The 17,397-nt window shown below is 72.4% G+C and carries 13 protein-coding genes, 1 tRNA gene and 1 riboswitch; of the genes, 11 read left to right on the forward strand and 3 right to left on the reverse strand.

Features of this window, described 5'->3' with window-relative positions; all coding sequences use genetic code 11:
* Window positions 1-38 precede the first annotated feature (38 nt).
* The 8 genes from AC02VZ_RS07235 to AC02VZ_RS07270 all read left to right on the forward strand — a co-directional run bounded on the left by AC02VZ_RS07235 (window position 39) and on the right by AC02VZ_RS07270 (window position 9,919).
* Complete coding sequence (locus AC02VZ_RS07235) at window positions 39-1,019, forward strand: transglycosylase family protein (protein WP_476474870.1); 981 nt, start codon at window positions 39-41, stop codon at window positions 1,017-1,019.
* A 509-nt stretch (window positions 1,020-1,528) separates the two neighbouring features.
* A riboswitch (cyclic di-AMP (ydaO/yuaA leader) is annotated at window positions 1,529-1,698 on the forward strand.
* A gap of 4 nt (window positions 1,699-1,702) precedes the next feature.
* Window positions 1,703-2,413 carry a transglycosylase family protein gene (locus AC02VZ_RS07240; RefSeq protein ID WP_432056144.1) on the forward strand — a complete coding sequence of 237 codons (711 nt, stop codon included), beginning with the start codon at window positions 1,703-1,705 and terminating at the stop codon, window positions 2,411-2,413.
* A 382-nt stretch (window positions 2,414-2,795) separates the two neighbouring features.
* On the forward strand, window positions 2,796-4,076 hold the full coding sequence (gene eno / locus AC02VZ_RS07245; protein ID WP_432056145.1) for a phosphopyruvate hydratase: 1,281 nt from the start codon (window positions 2,796-2,798) through the stop codon (window positions 4,074-4,076).
* A 113-nt stretch (window positions 4,077-4,189) separates the two neighbouring features.
* Window positions 4,190-4,666 carry an FtsB family cell division protein gene (locus AC02VZ_RS07250; protein WP_432056146.1) on the forward strand — a complete coding sequence of 159 codons (477 nt, stop codon included), beginning with the start codon at window positions 4,190-4,192 and terminating at the stop codon, window positions 4,664-4,666.
* Window positions 4,667-4,731: 65 nt separating this feature from the next.
* Window positions 4,732-5,280 (forward strand): DUF501 domain-containing protein, encoded by a 549-nt coding sequence (locus tag AC02VZ_RS07255; RefSeq protein ID WP_432056147.1) that lies wholly within the window; start codon window positions 4,732-4,734, stop codon window positions 5,278-5,280.
* A complete protein-coding gene (locus tag AC02VZ_RS07260; protein WP_432056148.1) occupies window positions 5,277-6,230 on the forward strand; it encodes a Ppx/GppA phosphatase family protein in 954 nt (317 codons plus the stop codon). The genes AC02VZ_RS07255 and AC02VZ_RS07260 overlap by 4 nt, the downstream gene beginning before the upstream one ends.
* Window positions 6,231-6,792: 562 nt before the next feature.
* Complete coding sequence (locus tag AC02VZ_RS07265) at window positions 6,793-8,175, forward strand: NAD(P)/FAD-dependent oxidoreductase (protein WP_432056149.1); 1,383 nt, start codon at window positions 6,793-6,795, stop codon at window positions 8,173-8,175.
* 445 nt (window positions 8,176-8,620) lie between these two features.
* Entirely contained in the window at window positions 8,621-9,919 is a 1,299-nt protein-coding gene (locus tag AC02VZ_RS07270) for a class I SAM-dependent methyltransferase (RefSeq protein ID WP_432056150.1), read from the forward strand.
* A gap of 410 nt (window positions 9,920-10,329) precedes the next feature.
* Here AC02VZ_RS07270 and AC02VZ_RS07275 read toward each other — a convergent pair whose 3' ends face one another.
* Together AC02VZ_RS07275 and AC02VZ_RS07280 are read right to left on the reverse strand one after the other, a co-directional pair.
* A complete protein-coding gene (locus tag AC02VZ_RS07275; RefSeq protein WP_432056151.1) occupies window positions 10,330-12,858 on the reverse strand; it encodes an ABC transporter permease in 2,529 nt (842 codons plus the stop codon).
* A gap of 267 nt (window positions 12,859-13,125) precedes the next feature.
* Window positions 13,126-13,896, reverse strand: coding sequence for an ABC transporter ATP-binding protein (locus AC02VZ_RS07280; protein WP_432056152.1), 771 nt, complete (start codon window positions 13,894-13,896; stop codon window positions 13,126-13,128).
* 402 nt (window positions 13,897-14,298) lie between these two features.
* Between AC02VZ_RS07280 and AC02VZ_RS07285 the strand changes: the two genes are divergently transcribed.
* The 3 genes from AC02VZ_RS07285 (at window position 14,299) to AC02VZ_RS07295 (ending at window position 17,031) form a co-directional block, all read left to right on the forward strand.
* A tRNA-Leu gene (locus AC02VZ_RS07285) sits at window positions 14,299-14,386 on the forward strand.
* A 361-nt stretch (window positions 14,387-14,747) separates the two neighbouring features.
* Window positions 14,748-15,932, forward strand: coding sequence for an RCC1 domain-containing protein (locus AC02VZ_RS07290; RefSeq protein ID WP_476474871.1), 1,185 nt, complete (start codon window positions 14,748-14,750; stop codon window positions 15,930-15,932).
* Window positions 15,933-16,122: 190 nt separating this feature from the next.
* A complete protein-coding gene (locus tag AC02VZ_RS07295; RefSeq protein WP_476474872.1) occupies window positions 16,123-17,031 on the forward strand; it encodes a Bax inhibitor-1/YccA family protein in 909 nt (302 codons plus the stop codon).
* 74 nt (window positions 17,032-17,105) lie between these two features.
* Here the strand turns inward: AC02VZ_RS07295 and AC02VZ_RS07300 are convergent, their stop codons facing one another.
* Window positions 17,106-17,333 (reverse strand): DUF4287 domain-containing protein, encoded by a 228-nt coding sequence (locus tag AC02VZ_RS07300; RefSeq protein WP_362102428.1) that lies wholly within the window; start codon window positions 17,331-17,333, stop codon window positions 17,106-17,108.
* Between the last annotated feature and the right edge of the window lie 64 nt (window positions 17,334-17,397).

Genomic DNA, 17,397 nt, shown 5'->3' on the forward strand with positions numbered 1-17,397 from the left:
CGCCGCGTGGCAACCGCTGTCGTGTGAAAGGTCTCCGCATGCTCTCCGGGAACGGTCGGCACCGTCGCCCCCGCCAGGCACCGGCTTTCGTCGTCGCGGCCGGAGTCACCGGCTCCGCCATCGCCCTCCCGCTGTTGGCGGCCGGCAGCGCCAGTGCGGCCGACGGCAAGACGTGGGACCGGATCGCGGAGTGCGAGACCGGCGGCTCGTGGAGCGAGAACAGTGGCAACGGCTACTACGGCGGCCTCCAGATGAGCCAGGAGAAGTGGGAGAAGTACGGCGGGCTCGAGTACGCGGCCAGCGCCGACCTGGCCAGCCGCCGCCAGCAGATCGAGATAGCCGACAAGGCGCTCGCCGCCGAGGGCGTCGGCGACTGGGCGACCTGCGGTCTCGTCGCGGGGCTGCAGCCCGACTCGTCCGACGGCGGCGCCGGCCAGGGTGACTCCGCCACGGAGGAAACGGACATCCCGGGCTCCCTGGGGCTGGGCAACTCCTCGGCCCCGCCCGCCGGTCCGGAGTCCGGGTCCGGCGGTTCGTCCGCCTCGGCGTCCGCGACCCCCTCCCCGTCGCAGAGCACCCCGGGCGGGACCGGCACCGCGGACGGTTCGGGCGGCGCCACCGGGAAGGCCGACGACCCGGCCGCCTCGCCCACGAGCCCGGCTTCCCCCTCCGTCGAGGGTGAGAAATCCCGCAATGCGGGCAAGGCGAGCGGTGCGGACAAGGGTGACGCCCCGTCGGCATCCGCCGGCACCCCCGCGGAGGGCACCGGCCGCCACCGTGGCGCGCCCGCCCCGGAAGAGGTCTCCGGAGGCGGTGCGGGCGCCCCGGAGGGCGGCTACGTCGCGCACGACGCCGGTGCCGCGCGCGGGGTGATGGGCGGGACGCCGGGCGTGAGTGCCGTCGGGGGCCTCTGGTCCGCCTCCGAGTCGTCCACCCCCGCCGTCCCGGCGCAGCCGTCCGCCACGCCCGAGGCGTCCCTGTCGGCGCAGGGCAGCCCGCTCTCCTCCTGGAACCAGTGACGAGCCGCTCTCCCCTCCGGGGCGGCTGACGGGTCTCCTTGCTCCCCGGGAGCCGTGGGGAACCCGCCCTGGACCCCGTGGGGAACCCGCCCTGGACCCCGTGGCGAACCCGCCCTGGACCCGTGGCGAACCCGCCCGGATTCCGAGGTGACCCGCCCGGAACCGGCGGCGAACCCGCTCCGTCCCGGGAGCGGATGACGAGCCCTCTCTCGTCCTGCCGCCAGCAGGGTCCCGAAATAGCCCACTTGGGTGGAACGCCCCCGGTCAGAAGCTTCCGGCCGGGGGCGTTCCGGGCGAAAGGGGTGGGTGAACAACCCGCCGGACGGCGACAGTTGACGTCATGTTTCGTGCTGAATGTCCGGTTTAAAGTTTGTGAGACATAGGTCTCAGAAGCCGTGATCGTCTTTGAAATTCCGCCGAACGCGTGTCTACGGTCATGACCGCTCGCCATCGCGGGCCCCGGCTGCCGCCACGCCGAATCCTGCCAGTGGCAGCCCGGGAACAGTCGTCGCACCAGTGCGCCGTAGGCAGGAGCGGGGGACCCAAGGTAGGTGCCGGATCCGGTGGTTGAACGCCGGGTGCGGCTTGGGGTGAAGCCGCGTCCCGTGAGGGGCGTGGCCGGGCAACTCAACCGGCCCGAACCCGACAGCTCACCTCGTAGGCGTCGGTGAGGGGATCCAACCATGCTGTTTTCCGGCAAGGGCAAGCACCGTCGTCCGTCCAAGGCCACTCGCGCCATCGCCGTCGTCGGCGTGACCGGCGCCGCCGTCGCCGCCCCGCTGATGGCGGCCGGCAACGCCTCCGCCGCCACCGCCGCCGAGTGGGACGCCGTCGCCCAGTGCGAGTCCGGCGGCAACTGGTCCATCAACACCGGCAACGGCTACTACGGCGGTCTGCAGTTCTCCGCCTCCACCTGGGCCGGCTACGGCGGCACGAAGTACGCCTCCACCGCCGACCAGGCCACCAAGGCCCAGCAGATCGAGATCGCCGAGAAGGTCCTCGCGGGCCAGGGCAAGGGTGCCTGGCCGGTCTGCGGCAAGGGCCTGTCCGGCGCCGCGTACACCGGCGGCGGCTCCACCCAGAACCAGGGCGGCGGATCGCAGCAGAGCGCCCCGAAGCAGGACACCGGCTCCACCGCCGAGCGCTCCACCGAGCAGCAGAAGCCGTCCCGCTCCGCCGAGCGTCCGGCGCAGAAGAAGACCGTCACCACCCCGACCGGCAAGAAGGTCAAGAAGGGCGACGGCGAGTACAAGGTCGTCAAGGGTGACACTCTCAGCTCCATCGCCGAGGAGCACGACGTCAAGGGCGGCTGGGCCAAGCTGTTCGAGCTGAACGACGACGTCGTCCAGGACGCCGACCTCATCTACCCGGGCCAGCAGCTGCACCTGAAGTAAGGAGCAGCCCCAGGGCCGCGTGTCTCCCGGCCCGGCCTCCCCCGGCTCCCCGCCCCGGTGCGTGATCCCCCGTACGCACCGGGGCGGGGCCATGTCCGGGCCTCTTGCCGGACGCCTTCCCGGGCCGTTCGCCGAACTCCTCCGAGCTCCCCCGGGGAACCTCCGAGCCGGCCACTTTCCGGTCACGGTCTCCAGGGCCGTCTTTGTTCCGTGAAGAAACAATCTAAGCTCTGCTCTGTCCCCCGCGGCACTCCGAGGCACGAGCCACGGATGTCCAGGGGATGGGCGACCGGATGGCCGATCGCCCGGAGCCGGTTAGGCTCGGTCTCGCAGAGCCACCGAGGCCCTGCCCACTCGCGTCACATCCACGAAGGAGATGCTCGTGCCGTCCATCGACGTCGTCGTAGCCCGGGAAATCCTGGACTCCCGAGGCAACCCCACGGTCGAGGTCGAGGTCGGCCTCGACGACGGCAGCACGGGTCGTGCCGCCGTTCCCTCCGGCGCCTCCACGGGCGCCTTCGAGGCCGTCGAGCTGCGGGACGGGGACCCCGACCGCTACCAGGGCAAGGGCGTCGAGAAGGCCGTCCTCGCCGTCATCGAGCAGATCGGCCCGGAGCTCGTCGGCTACGACGCCACCGAGCAGCGCCTGATCGACCAGGCCATGTTCGACCTGGACGCCACCGACAACAAGGGCTCCCTCGGCGCCAACGCCATCCTGGGCGTCTCCCTCGCCGTCGCCCACGCCGCCTCCGAGGCGAGCGACCTGCCGCTGTTCCGTTACCTGGGCGGCCCCAACGCGCACCTGCTGCCGGTGCCGATGATGAACATCCTGAACGGCGGCTCGCACGCCGACTCCAACGTGGACATCCAGGAGTTCATGATCGCCCCGATCGGCGCGGAGTCCTTCTCCGAGGCCCTGCGCTGGGGCACCGAGGTCTACCACACGCTGAAGAAGGTCCTGAAGAGCAAGGGCCTGGCCACCGGCCTCGGCGACGAGGGCGGCTTCGCCCCGAACCTCGGCTCCAACCGCGAGGCCCTCGACCTCATCCTCGAAGCGATCAAGGAAGCCGGCTACACGCCCGGCGAGCAGATCGCCCTGGCGCTCGACGTCGCCGCCTCCGAGTTCTACAAGGACGGCTCCTACGTCTTCGAGGGCAAGGAGCGCACGGCCGCCGAGATGACCGAGTACTACGCCGAGCTCGTCGAGGCGTACCCGCTGGTGTCCATCGAGGACCCGCTGTTCGAGGACGACTGGGACGGCTGGAAGACCATCACCGAGAAGCTGGGCGACAAGGTGCAGCTCGTCGGTGACGACCTGTTCGTCACCAACCCGGAGCGCCTGGCTCGCGGCATCGACGAGGCCGCCGCCAACGCCCTGCTGGTCAAGGTCAACCAGATCGGTTCGCTCACCGAGACCCTGGACGCCGTCGAGCTGGCCCAGCGCAACGGCTTCAAGTGCATGATGTCGCACCGCTCCGGCGAGACCGAGGACGTCACCATCGCCGACCTGGCCGTCGCCACCAACTGCGGCCAGATCAAGACCGGCGCCCCGGCCCGCTCGGAGCGGGTCGCCAAGTACAACCAGCTGCTGCGCATCGAGGAGATCCTCGACGACGCCGCGGTGTACGCGGGCCGCAGCGCCTTCCCCCGCTTCAAGGGCTGAGCGCCCGCCCCGTAGGAAGCGTCGTCCGTACGTCCCCGTCCCGGTCCCGTACCGTGTGCGGGGACGTACGCACGTAGACCCACGGACGACGACGGCGAACCGGAGGCGGGCACATGGCGGTGAAGGACCGGGACCGTTTCTCCACCGCGACCAGGATCCGGCTCATCGGTGAGCAGACCGCGGCCCGGGTCTACCGCTCGCAGACCAAGCGGCAGGCGCGCCGCTCCCGGCTCACCGGCCGGGCCGCGCTGCTCGCCCTGGTGGTCTGCTCGCTGATCGTGGCCCTGGCCTACCCGATGCGGCAGTACGTCTCCCAGCGCGCCGAGATCGCCGACCTGCAGCGGCAGCAGGAGGAGGCCCGGCAGCGCGTCGAGGAGCTGCGCGACCTCAAGGCCCGCTGGCAGGACGACGCCTACGCCGAGCAGGAGATCCGCCGCCGCCTGCACTACGTCATGCCCGGCGAGACCGGGTTCGTCGTCGTCGACCCGGGCCCGGTGAAGCGGTCGCGCGCCGACACCCGGGCAGCCGACCGCCCCTGGTACGCCAACGTCTGGGACGGGGTCGACAAGGCCGACGCCGCCGACCGGTGACCCCGCGCCCGTGACCGCCGCCGTCCGGCGGCCCGGCACCCGTGACACCCCGAAGAAAGACAACGATGGACACACCCCCGCCCACGACCCCGCGCACCGAGCCCACCGACGCGGACGTCGCGGCCTTCCGGGAGCAGCTGGGCCGGCCCCCGCGCGGACTGCGCGCGATCGCCCACCGCTGCCCCTGCGGACAGCCGGACGTCGTCGAGACGGCGCCGAGGCTGCCCGACGGCACCCCCTTCCCCACGCTCTACTACCTGACCTGCCCGCGCGCCTCCTCGGCGATCGGGACGCTGGAGGCGAACGGCGTGATGAAGGAGATGACCGAACGCCTGGCCACCGACCCGGAACTGGCAGCCTCCTACCGGGCGGCGCACGAGGACTACATCCGCCGCCGCGACGAGATCGAGGAGCTGACGGGCTTCCCGAGCGCGGGCGGCATGCCGGACCGCGTGAAGTGCCTGCACGTCCTGGTCGCCCACTCCCTGGCCGCGGGCCCCGGGGTCAACCCGCTGGGCGACGAGGCGCTGGCCATGCTCCCCGAGTGGTGGCGCAAGGGCCCGTGCGTGACGCCCGGGGACCCGGCCGCCGCGGAGCGGGAGGACGCCCGATGAACAGGGTCGCCGCCATCGACTGCGGCACCAACTCGATCCGTCTGCTGGTGGCCGACGTCGACCCCGGAACCGGTGAACTGACCGACCTGGACCGGCGCATGACGATCGTGCGGCTCGGCGAGGGCGTCGACCGCACCGGCCGGCTGGCGCCGCAGGCGCTGCAGCGCACGTTCGCCGCCTGCCGGGAGTACGCGGAGATCATCGAGCGGCACGGCGCCGAGCGCCTCCGCTTCGTCGCCACCTCCGCCTCCCGGGACGCCGGGAACCGGGACGACTTCGTGCGCGGGGTGGTCGACATCCTGGGCGTGGAGCCCGAGGTCATCACCGGCGACCAGGAGGCCGAGTTCTCCTTCACGGGCGCCACCAAGGAGCTGACCGGCCGCACCGACCTGCACCGCCCGTTCCTGGTCGTCGACATCGGCGGCGGCTCCACGGAATTCGTCGTCGGCGACGACCGGGTCCGCGCCGCCCGCTCCGTCGACATCGGCTGCGTCCGGATGACCGAACGGCACCTGGTGCGGGACGGCGCGGTGACGGACCCGCCGGCGCCCGAGCAGGTGGCGGCGATGCGCGCCGACATCGAGGCCGCCCTGGACCTCGCCGAGAAGACGGTCCCGCTGCGCGAGGCGCGGACCCTGGTCGGGCTCGCCGGTTCGGTGACCACCGTCTCGGCGATCGCCCAGGACCTGCCCGCCTACGACTCGGCGGCCATCCACCACTCCCGGATCTCCCGGGAGCGGGTGCGGGAGATCAGCGACCGGCTGCTGCGGTCCACGCACGCCGAGCGCGCCGCGATCGGGTCCATACACCCGGGCCGGGTCGACGTGATCGCCGCGGGCGCACTGGTGCTGCTGGCCGTGATGGAGCGCATGGACGCCCGGGAGGTCGTCGCCAGCGAGCACGACATCCTCGACGGGATCGCCTGGAGCTGCGCCGCCGAGGCGCGCTGAGACGGTGCCGGGCGGGACGTCGCGGATCGCTGTGGACGACAAGGGTGGCGAGTTCGCCGTTCATGTCCTCCATGACGTCCGCACCGTCCCGTCCGGCCCTCTCCGTGCGCCTCCTCCGGGGCGCTCACGCCGTCCCTCGTGGTGCTCCCCCGAGCGGGGTCGGCACGCATCCGAGCGCTGGTGAGGGCCCCTGGGGGCGCTTCGGGAGGGCCCGCGGCCGGAAAGTTCGTGAAGTTCTTCACAAGGAAATGGGCCCGGCGGTGCGCAGAATGGGGGCCGGTTGGCCCTTTCGGGGGCTCGGGGCCCGTTTGAACATGTTCAGCAGGCGGCCGGGGGAGGCCGGAGTCGGAGGGTCCGGAGCGGGGTGCGAGGAGCCTCACAGCGGCCCCGAACTGCCGGAGAGGCAGCTCACGCGGCATTGACAACGTGGCGACGGTGGTGTGGGTTCCCGATCGCGGCCATGGTCTGGATCACAGGGGCCGCGGAGTGTAGCACAAGGGGTGCCCGAGCTTGTGAAGGGGCGCACGAGGTACCCCCCTCGGGCGGGTGGATACTCGATGGCATGAGCACCACGGAGCGTCCCAGGATCCTCGTAGTAGGCGGTGGGTACGTAGGCCTGTACGCAGCTCGGCGCATCCAGAAGAAGATGCGTTACGGCGAGGCGACCGTCACCGTCGTCGACCCGCGGTCGTACATGACCTACCAGCCCTTCCTCCCGGAAACCGCCGCCGGCAACATCTCCCCGCGACACGTCGTCGTCCCGCTGCGGCGCGTGCTCCCCAAGGCGGAGGTGCTCACCGGCCGGGTCACCACCATCGACCAGGACCGCAAGGTCGCCACGATCGCCCCGCTGGTCGGCGAGGCGTACGAGCTGCCCTTCGACTACCTGGTGATCGCGCTCGGCGCGGTCTCCCGCACCTTCCCGATCCCCGGCCTCGCCGAGCAGGGCATCGGCATGAAGGGTGTCGAGGAAGCCATCGGCCTGCGCAACCACGTCCTCGAACAGCTCGACAAGGCCGACTCGACCACCGACGAGGAGATCCGCCGCAAGGCGCTCACCTTCGTCTTCGTCGGCGGTGGCTTCGCCGGCGCGGAGACCATCGGTGAGGTCGAGGACATGGCCCGGGACGCGGCCAAGTACTACAAGACGGTGTCCCGCGAGGACATGCGCTTCATCCTCGTCGACGCCGCCGACAGGATCCTCCCCGAGGTCGGCCCCAAGCTGGGCCAGTACGGCAAGGAGCACCTCGAGAGCCGCGGCGTCGAGGTCTACCTGTCCACGTCGATGGACTCCTGCGTGGACGGCCACGTGGTGCTGAAGAACGGCCTGGAGGTCGACTCCAACACCATCGTGTGGACCGCGGGCGTCAAGCCCAACCCGGCGCTGGCCCGCTTCGGCCTGCCGCTCGGCCCGCGCGGTCACGTGGACACCCAGCCGACCCTCCAGGTCACCGGCACCGACTACATCTGGGCCGCGGGCGACAACGCCCAGGTCCCGGACCTCGTCGGCCGCAAGGCGGGCAACGAGAACGCCTGGTGCCCGCCGAACGCCCAGCACGCGCTGCGCCAGGCCAAGGTCCTCGGCGACAACGTGATCTCCGGCATGCGGGGCTTCCCGCAGAAGGAGTACAGCCACGCCAACAAGGGCGCGGTCGCGGGCCTCGGCCTGCACAAGGGCGTCGCGATGATCGTCGTCGGCAAGATGAAGATCAAGCTCAAGGGCCGGCTCGCCTGGTACATGCACCGCGCGTACCACGGCATGGCGATGCCGACGTTCAACCGCAAGATCCGCGTCTTCGCCGACTGGACCCTCGGGATGTTCCTCAAGCGCGAGGTCGTCTCCCTGGGCGCGATCGAGTCGCCGCGCGAGGAGTTCTACGAGGCGGCCAAGCCCGCCCCGGTGGCCGCCGCCGAGCCGAAGAAGACCGAGGCCAAGGCCTCCTGAGCCGCGCGGCCGGACCGGTCGTCCCCTCCCCGGGGCCCGTCGGCCGCAGCCATGACGCCCGAAGGGGCCGCCCGCCATCCGTGGTGCGGGCGGCCCCTTCGGCATGCCCGGGACCGCCGTGCCCGGGGCCGCCCGCACAGGCCTGCCCGCGCCGGCGGCCCGCGCGGCCGGCACCGGAGCCCGGCACCGGAGGGGCGTCGGAACCCGGCAGCGGATTCCGGCACCGGAGCCCGGACCGGAGGAGCACCCGGGGGTCCGTACCGCAGCCCCGCACCGGAGGCCGGGGCCGACGGCCGTCCCGGTGTGCGTGCGTCGGGGGAGGGGACAGGGGGCGCTCCCCGCGGTGTCCGCCCGGTCCGGACGCGCGCCGGGGGCTGCCAAGTCGCCGTGCGGGTGTTTACGTGGTGACGACGTTCCGGGATTCTCCGTCATGGAGGTGCAGACCATGGCAGACGCCGCGTCGCGGCTGAAGGCCCACGCCGATCAGCTGCTGGGCACACCGCTTCCCGTCCGGATCCGCGCCTGGGACGGCTCCCAGGCCGGGCCCCCGTCCGCACCGGCCCTCGTCGTGCGCAACCGCCGGGCCGTGCGCCACCTGCTGTTCAAGCCGGGCGAACTCGGCCTCGCCCGCGCCTGGGTGGCCGGTGACCTGGACATCGAGGGCGACCTCTACACCGCCCTGGACCTGCTCGCGGGACTGATCTGGGAGCGCGACGCCGACGCCCCGGGCCTGGCCCGCTCCCTGCGCGACCCGGCGTTCCGCTCCGCCGTGCGCGGCCTGCTCGCCCTGGCCGGGCCCCCGCTGCCGCCCGCCCGGCCCGCCGAGGAGGCCCGCCGCCCCCGCCGCGGCCTGCACACCAGACGCAGCGACCGGGGCGCCGTCAGCCACCACTACGACGTCGGCAACGACTTCTACGAGATCGTCCTCGGCCCGTCGATGGTGTACTCCTGCGCCTACTGGTCCGCCCCGCCCCCGCGGGCCACCCTCGAACAGGCCCAGCACGACAAGCTGGAACTGGTCTGCCGCAAACTCGCCCTGGAGCCCGGCCGGCGGCTGCTGGACGTGGGCTGCGGCTGGGGCGCGATGGCCGTGCACGCCGCCCGGGAGCACGGGGCGGACGTCGTCGGCGTCACCCTCTCCCACGAGCAGGCCGCCCACGCCCGCAAACGCGTCGCCGAGGAGGGCCTGGCCGACCGGGTGGAGATCCGCGTCCAGGACTACCGGGACGTCGCCGACGGTCCGTTCGACGCGATCTCCTCCATCGGCATGGCCGAGCACGTCGGCTCGTCCCGCTACCTGGAGTACGCCACCCGTCTGCACGGGCTCCTCGCGCCCGGCGGGCGCCTGCTGAACCACCAGATCGGCCGCCGCCCCGAACGCGACGAAGGGACGTACGACCTGGACCCGTTCATCGACGCCTACGTCTTCCCCGACGGCGAACTCGCCCCCGTCGGCACCACGGTGGGCCTGCTGGAACGCGCCGGGTTCGAGGTGCGGGACGTGGAGGCGCTCCGCGAGCACTACGCGCTCACGCTGCGCCGGTGGGTGGCGAACCTGGAGGCGCAGTGGGACCGCGCGGCCCGGCTGGCCGGACCCGGCCGGGCCCGCGTGTGGCGGCTCTACATGGCCGCCTCCGCCCTCGCCTTCGAGAAGAACCGCATCGGCGTCAACCAGGTCCTCGCCGTCCGCCCCGCCGCGTCGGGCGCGTCCGGCCTGCCCCTGCGCCCCCGCACCTGGAACTGAACGCGCCACGCGACCCGCCCCCGCCCCCGGGCCCGACAGGCCGCGGGCGTACCCGCACCCGGACCGACACGCCCCGCACCGCCGCCACCTGCACCCGCACCCGGGACCCACGCACCCGGGACCCACGCGCCCGCGCCCCCGCACCCGCACCGCCACCACCTGCACCGGCACCCGGAACTGACGCGCCCCGCACCGCCGTACCCGCACCCGGACCGACGCACCACGGACCCCCCGCCCCCGCACCCGGAACCGACGCGCCCCGCGCCGCCGCATCCGCACCCGGACCGACGCACCGCGAACCCCCCCACATCCGCACCCGGAACCGACGCGCCCCGCCCCGCCGCACACGACGACGGGGCCCCGTCCGCCACCGGAACGGGACCCCGTCGTCGCGGGCGGACGGACGGTCGCTACTCGGCCTTGATGGCCTGGAGCATGTTCAGCCGGGCCGCGCGGCGGGCCGGCCACAGCGCGGCCAGCACGCCCACCGCGGCGGCCAGCGCCAGGAAGACGCCCATCCGGGCCCACGGCAGCACCAGTTCGTAGGTCTGGATGCTGTTCCCCATCAGTTCGCCCGCGGCCCAGCCGAAGAAGACCCCGAGCCCGATACCGAGCACCCCGCCGAACAGTGAGATCACCAGCGACTCCAGCCGGACCATCCGCTTGATGCCCCTGCGGTCCAGGCCGATGGCCCGGAGCATGCCGATCTCCTGCGCACGCTCGAACACCGACATGGCCAGGGTGTTGATCACCCCGAGGACCGCCACGATCACCGCCATCGCCAGCAGGCCGTACACCATGTTGAGCACCACGGTGAACATCTGCGCGAGCTCGTCCGAGAGGTCCTTCTTGTCCTGGACCTTGATGCCCGGGTTGTCGCCGAGGAGTCCGACCAGCGACTCCTTCGCGGTGCCGGTCGGGCCGTCGGCGGTCTTGACCATGACCAGCATGTCGTTCGGCTCGGACTGGTGCGGGGCGAGCGTGGCGGTGTCGAGCATGATGCCGCTGATCATCTCGTTGCCCCGGTAGATGCCGGAGACCTCCAGCCGCTCCTTCTTCCCGTCCTCGAAGGCCGCGGTGAACTCGGAACCCGTCTTCCAGCCGTACGACTTGGCGGTCTCGTCGTCCACGACCACCCGCCGGCCGCCGATCTCGAAGGCGCCGGACGTCACCTCGAACCGCGTCAGCCGGCCGAAGGTGGAGCCGTCGACCCCGGTCAGGAACTCCGTCTCACCGTCGATGCGGGAGGCGGCGTTGCGCATCGGACTGGTCGCGGTGACGCCGTCGGCCTCCTTCAGCTTCTTCTCGACGTCCGGGGACAGCGCGTTGCCGTTCGCCATGGACACCATGTAGTCGGCCTCGATCGCCGAGGCGGCCATCTTGTCGATGGACTTCTGCAGGCTGCCCGCCGCCACCGTCATGCCGGTGATCAGGGTCAGCCCGATCATCAGCGCGGACGCGGTGGCCGCGGTGCGGCGCGGGTTGCGCACCGAGTTCTGCCGGGCCAGCTTGCCGGAGATCCCGAACACGCGCAGGACCGGGGCGGCCGCGGCGATCAGCGGGCGGGACAGCAGCGGCGTCAGGACGAACACGCCGACGATCAGCAGCACCGCGCCGAAGCCCATCGGTGCCTGGCCGTCGGAGCCCTTCAGGGTGGTGGCCACCAGGACCACCGCGATGCCGGCCGCCGAGAGCAGCGCGCCCAGCGTGTTGCGCAGCACCAGCGACTTGGTGGTCGCCTTGGCGTGCACCGAGTTCATCGCCGCCACCGGCGGGATCTTCGCGGCCCGGCGGCCCGGCAGCCAGGCGGCGAGCATGGTGATCAGGATGCCGACGGCGAACGCGGAGACGATGGTGCCCGTGCTGATCACCAGCGGCCCGTCCGGCATCGGGGCGTCCAGCGCGCCCATCAGGGACTGCAGTCCGACGCCGATGCCCACGCCGGCGACCAGGCCCGCGACCGCGGCGATCGCGCCCACCACGAACGCCTCGATCAGCACCGAGCGGGTGATCTGGCGGCGGGAGGCGCCGACCGCGCGCATCAGGGCCAGCTCCTTCGTGCGCTGGGCGACCAGCATGGTGAAGGTGTTGGCGATGATGAACGTCCCCACGAACAGCGCGATGCCCGCGAACACCAGCAGCGCCTGCTTCAGGCCGCTCATGGAGGAGGCGATCATCTCCGCCTGGTCGTCGGCCAGTTCGGTCCCGGTCTGCATCTCCACGACGCCGGACGGCAGCGCCTTCTCCAGCTGCGCCTGCAGCGCGGTGTCGCTGACGCCGGCCTTGGCCTTGACGGCGATCTCGTCGAAGGTGCCGGTCTTGCCGAACAGCTTCTGCGCGGTCGCGGTGTCGAACAGCGCGAGGCTGCCCCCGGCCGCGACGTTGCCGTCGTCGGTGGTGAAGACGCCGGTGACGACCGGTTCCAGGACGGGGCCGTCGACGGACATCCGGATGGTGTCGCCGACCTCGTACCCGGCGCGCCGGGCCGTCTCGGAGTCGATGAGGATCTCACCCTCGCCCTTCGGCGCGCGGCCCTCGGACAGCGGGTACCGGGGGTCCTTCGTGCCCCAGTAGTTGCCGCCCTGCGACTGGAAGTCGTCGCCGATCAGCTTGCCGTCCTTGTCGGCGAGCGCGGTGAAGCCGGTGACGATGCCGATGGCCTGCTCGGCCCCCGGCACCCGGGCGCTCCGGTCGACCAGGGCGCGGGTGAGGTCGTGCGCCTCGCCGACCCGGTCGCCCTCGGCGTCCTTCCAGCCCGGGGTGACGGCTACGTCGACGTGGTCGAAGCCCTTGGCGGACTGCTTCTGCAGGGCCGCGGAGACGGTGTTGGTGAAGACCAGGGTCCCCGACACGAAGGCCACGCCGAGCATCACGGCGAGCACGGTCATCAGGAGCCGGGCCTTGTGCGCGAGCACATTGCGCAAGGCGGTACGGAACATGGGTGTCTTCTCGAGTCCAGACGGTGAGGGCGAGGGATGGAGGGCCGGAGCCCGCCCCCCGGCACGGGAGCCGGGGGTCGCGCGGACACGGCTGACGGCCACGACGGGCCCGCGGGCCGGTCGCGCGCGGCGGGCGCGGGCCCGCCCGGTGGATCCGCCCGGTGGACCCGCCCGGTGAGTGGAGGCAGGCCGGGCGCGCGGCGTGCGAGGCCCTGGGCGGCGGCGCGGAAGGGCGCGAGGCGGGTGCGAGGCGGGGCCGCGGGGGCGTCAGCTGGTGCGGCCCCGCGCGTCGAACTGCTTCATGCGGTCGAGGACCTTGTCGGCCGTGGGCCCGTACATCTCGTCCACGACCCTGCCGTCCGCGAGGAAGATCACGCGGTCGGCGTAGGCGGCGGCCACCGGGTCGTGGGTCACCATGACCACCGTCTGGCCCAGCTCGCGCACCGAGTTGCGCAGGAAGCCCAGCACCTCGGCGCCGGAGCGGGAGTCCAGGTTCCCGGTCGGCTCGTCACCGAAGACGATGTCGGGCCGGGAGGCCAGCGCCCGCGCCACCGCCACCCGCTGCTGCTGGCCGCCCGACAACTGCGAGGGCCGGTGACCGAGCCGGTCGGACAGCCCGGTCATCCGGATCACCGTGTCCAGCCACTCCCGGTCCGGCTTGCGGCCCGCGATGTCCATCGGCAGCGTGATGTTCTCCAGCGCGTTGAGCGTCGGCAGCAGGTTGAACGCCTGGAAGATGAAGCCGATCTTGTCCCGGCGCAGCCGGGTGAGCTGCTTGTCCTTCAGCGACCCCAGTTCCGTCTCGCCGATGCGCACGGAGCCCGACGAGAAGGTGTCCAGACCGGCCACGCAGTGCATCAGCGTGGACTTGCCGGAGCCGGAGGGGCCCATGATCGCGGTGAACTCCGCCTGCTGGAAGTCGACGGAGACCCGGTCCAGGGCGACGACCCGGGTCTCGCCCTCGCCGTAGATCTTGGACAGCTCCGCGGCGCGCGCGGCCACGGCGGTGGTCCGGGCGGCGGTGGGTGCGGTGGTCACGGGATGGTTCTCCTGACGGGCGACGTGATGCTCGGTGACGTCTTCCATCGTTCCGTCCGTTTGCCGCCGCGTAGTCACCCGAGGCGCCGGTTCCGGGGGGCGACTGAGGGGGGACGGGCGGGCGCCGTGTCATACCTGGGGATGACGGGCGCCCCTGAGGGGACGGATGTCCGAGTGATGACCGGAACAGGTGGCGCGCCCTTGTTCGGACGGTGAAATTCCGTCATTCCGCGCACGCGGTGCCACATCGCACGCAACGCTGGTGGCAAGTGCTGATGGCGCGTACCGGGTGCTGATGCACCCTCAGACATCAATAAAATAAGACAACATCGGCCAGCTGCCCCGTAGTTCGCACGAGGCGGCCCGATAGGCTCGGCACGCTCGAAGCGGAGCCCATGGCCTGCCCGGATGGTGGAATAGCAGACACGGCGAGCTTAAACCTCGCTGCCCCTTCGCGGGCGTGCCGGTTCAAGTCCGGCTCCGGGCACCATCACGTCCTCGGTCCCGGTGGACGGCACCGGCCGGAACGGCTCACGGCCGCTTGCGGCTTTGGGAGCGCAACGCCCCCGCGGCGCCCCCGCACACCCCCCACCCCACCCGGCAACGCCCTCGCGGCGGCTCGGCCACGCCCCCGGGCGGCCCGCTGTCGCCCGGCCGCCGAGGACCCCCGAGCGGCCCGCCCGCCCGGCGGCGGGACGGTCCGCCCCCGGCCCGCCCCCGGCCGCGCCCTCGCGTGCCGCCCCGCGAACGTCACAGTGCCCGAGCCTCCCGGTACGCGGGGGACCGATGCGAAGATCGGTCCTGCCCGGACGAACCGTGTGCCGGGCGCGAGCCGACGGGGGTGGGCGACGATGCGTGGCGGACGATGGCTGCGGACGCTGGTGGCGGGGATCGTGGTGCTGGGAGCCGTGGGCTGCAGCAAGGCCGACCGGGCGGTGATGGCGGCGCCGGCCTGTCCCGAGGGGGAGTCCGGGCGCCCGCAGCCGGCGCGGGTCCAGCCCGGTGCCGTGTGGTCCGGGGGGCATCTGGGCGCCGGGGAGGCCGACCGGTGGGGCGGCGGGCTGGTGCCCGGCTGGACCGACGTGGTCTCCGTGGCGGACAACGGTTTCAGCACCGCCGCGGTACGGGCCGACGGGACCGTGTGGACGTACGGCCAGAACCACAAGGGTTCCCTCGGGCACGGTTCCCAGGAACGCGGCCACCTCGACACCCCGCGTCAGGTGGCCGGCATCACCGACGCCCGCTCCGTGCACCACGGGGGCAGCACGTTCTTCGTCGTCCGCGCCGACGGCTCCGTGCTGGCCTGGGGTTCGCAGAACATCCTCGTCAACGCCGGACGCCGGGACGGCTACGCGGGGGTGCCCCGGCCCCGCCGCGTGCCGCGCGCCGACGGCGTCCACTCGATGGCGCCGGACTCGCTGACCGCGTTCGCGCTGCGCGCCGACGGACGGGTGCTCGGCTGGGGCATCAACCTCACCGACGTGCTGGGGGACCGGGACAGCACCCGGCTCACCCGGATCGACGGCGTCCGCGGCGTCGTCTCCCTGGCCTCGACCGGCGGCGCGGTGGTCGCGGCCACGGCCGACGGCGCGGTCTGCGCCTGGGGCAACAACGTGCACGGTGTGCTCGGCGTGGAACCGCGCGGCGGACAGACCGGCAGGCCGGTGCGGGTGCCCGGCCTGAAGGACGTGGTCCAGGTGGCGGGCGGCAACGACGTCGCGTTCGCCCTCGACCGGGACGGCACCGTCCGGGCGTGGGGCCGCGGCGTGAGCGGCACCCTCGGGGACGGCGACGTCTCGGACCACTCCTCGGCCCGCCCGGTGAAGGTGCCCGGACTGCCCGCCGTCCGGCGGATCGCCGCCCACGGCTTCACCGGATACGCCATCGACACCGACGGCGGCCTGTGGAGCTGGGGCTCCGGCGTGACCCTGGGCGACCACACCCGGGCCACCGGCGCCGCCCCCGAACGGGTCCCGCTGCCCGGCCCCGCCCTCGACATCTCGGGCCGTCATGTGATCGTCGACACCGTCGGCTGATCTCCCCCAGGTCCCGGGAAGGTACCGGCTCGGTCATGGTCCGGCGCCCGCCGGTGAGGGGAATCACCCGGCCGCGTAGCGTGTTGAGCAGCACGACGAGGGAAAGATCCTCCCCAAGCACTGGGTCATTCCCTTTGCCTACCTATTACTCTTGAGCCAAGGCCGCGCAGTGCGGCCATGGAGGAGTGAAATGAGGAGCAGAAACCCGGTCTTCTCGCGACGGGGGTTCAGCCGCGACAACGGCTACGCGGGCTTCGGCACCGCGCCGCAGGCCGGGGGTCCCGCTGTCGCCACGCAGGGCAACCCGTACGCGCAGCCGACGGGCAACCCCTACGCGCAGAACCCGTACGCGCAGAACCCGTACGCCCAGCAGGACCTGCAGCACGGTGCGCCGCCGCAGGCTCCGGCCGCTCCCGGCCGGATGACCATGGACGACGTCATCATCCGCACCGGATCGACCCTCGGTGTCCTCGTCGTCACCGCGGCGCTCGCCTGGGCCCTGCTGCCCGTGGACGACGCCAACATCAGCCGGTCGTACGGCATCGGCATCGGTGCCGCGCTGCTCGGCATGGTCCTGGCGCTGGTGCAGTCGTTCAAGCGCAAGGCCTCGCCGGCGCTGATCCTGACGTACGCGGCCGTCGAGGGTGTGTTCCTCGGCGTGATCTCCAGCATCGTCGACAACCGCATCGCCGACGGTGCCGCCATGCAGGCCGTGCTCGGCACCATGGCGGTCTTCGCCGGTGTGCTGGTGGCCTACAAGGCCGGCTGGATCCGCGTCAACCGCCGCTTCTACGGCTTCGTGATGGCGGCAGCGCTCGGCTTCGTCCTGCTGATGGGCGTGAACCTGCTGTTCGCGGTCTTCGGCGGCGGTGACGGCCTCGGCTTCCGCAGCGGCCCGCTCGGCATCGTCTTCGGCATCATCGGCATCATCCTCGGTGCCTGCTTCCTCGCCCTGGACTTCAAGCAGGTCGAGGACGGGCTGGCCTACGGCGCCCCGCGCGAGGAGGCGTGGTTCGCCGCCTTCGGCCTCACCCTGACGCTGGTGTGGATCTACCTCGAGTTCCTGCGACTCATCGCGATCTTCAACAGCAGCGACTGACGCGTCGCCACCCCAGGCACGCGGAAGGGCCCCGGAATCCCGGGGCCCTTCGTCGTGCCGGGCGGCGGCCCGTGCTAGCGCAGGTTGCGCGCTGCCCTCCTCAGGTCGTACTCGTGGACGATCGCCTTGGCGTGGCCGTACGCCAGGTCGTACTCGTGACGCAGCCAGCTGACCTTCTCCTCGAAGCGGAGGGCCGGGCCGTCGTCGACGGTGCGCAGCCAGTCGGAGATCTCACGACCGGTGCACTGGGGGATGCGGGCGAGCAGGTTGCGATGGGTCTCCTCGGAGAAGACTTGGGACATCGGCGCCTCCGGACGCAGGGGATGAAAGCCGGTCCTTCAGGTCACCGTGCCCGAGCGGTCGTCC

Source organism: Streptomyces sp. 3-6, assembly GCF_056323165.1.

What these genes read in the sequence shown, in the direction of transcription:
- AC02VZ_RS07260 (WP_432056148.1), top strand. Translation starts at nt 5,277, where the DNA reads ATGAACAGGGTCGCCGCCATCGACTGCGGCACCAACTCGATCCGTCTG.
- AC02VZ_RS07255 (WP_432056147.1), top strand. Translation starts at nt 4,732, where the DNA reads ATGGACACACCCCCGCCCACGACCCCGCGCACCGAGCCCACCGACGCG.
- AC02VZ_RS07290 (WP_476474871.1), top strand. Translation starts at nt 14,748, where the DNA reads ATGCGTGGCGGACGATGGCTGCGGACGCTGGTGGCGGGGATCGTGGTG.
- AC02VZ_RS07265 (WP_432056149.1), top strand. Translation starts at nt 6,793, where the DNA reads ATGAGCACCACGGAGCGTCCCAGGATCCTCGTAGTAGGCGGTGGGTAC.
- AC02VZ_RS07300 (WP_362102428.1), bottom strand. Translation starts at nt 17,333, where the DNA reads ATGTCCCAAGTCTTCTCCGAGGAGACCCATCGCAACCTGCTCGCCCGC.
- AC02VZ_RS07250 (WP_432056146.1), top strand. Translation starts at nt 4,190, where the DNA reads ATGGCGGTGAAGGACCGGGACCGTTTCTCCACCGCGACCAGGATCCGG.
- AC02VZ_RS07270 (WP_432056150.1), top strand. Translation starts at nt 8,621, where the DNA reads ATGGCAGACGCCGCGTCGCGGCTGAAGGCCCACGCCGATCAGCTGCTG.
- AC02VZ_RS07295 (WP_476474872.1), top strand. Translation starts at nt 16,123, where the DNA reads ATGAGGAGCAGAAACCCGGTCTTCTCGCGACGGGGGTTCAGCCGCGAC.
- AC02VZ_RS07275 (WP_432056151.1), bottom strand. Translation starts at nt 12,858, where the DNA reads ATGTTCCGTACCGCCTTGCGCAATGTGCTCGCGCACAAGGCCCGGCTC.
- AC02VZ_RS07235 (WP_476474870.1), top strand. Translation starts at nt 39, where the DNA reads ATGCTCTCCGGGAACGGTCGGCACCGTCGCCCCCGCCAGGCACCGGCT.
- AC02VZ_RS07240 (WP_432056144.1), top strand. Translation starts at nt 1,703, where the DNA reads ATGCTGTTTTCCGGCAAGGGCAAGCACCGTCGTCCGTCCAAGGCCACT.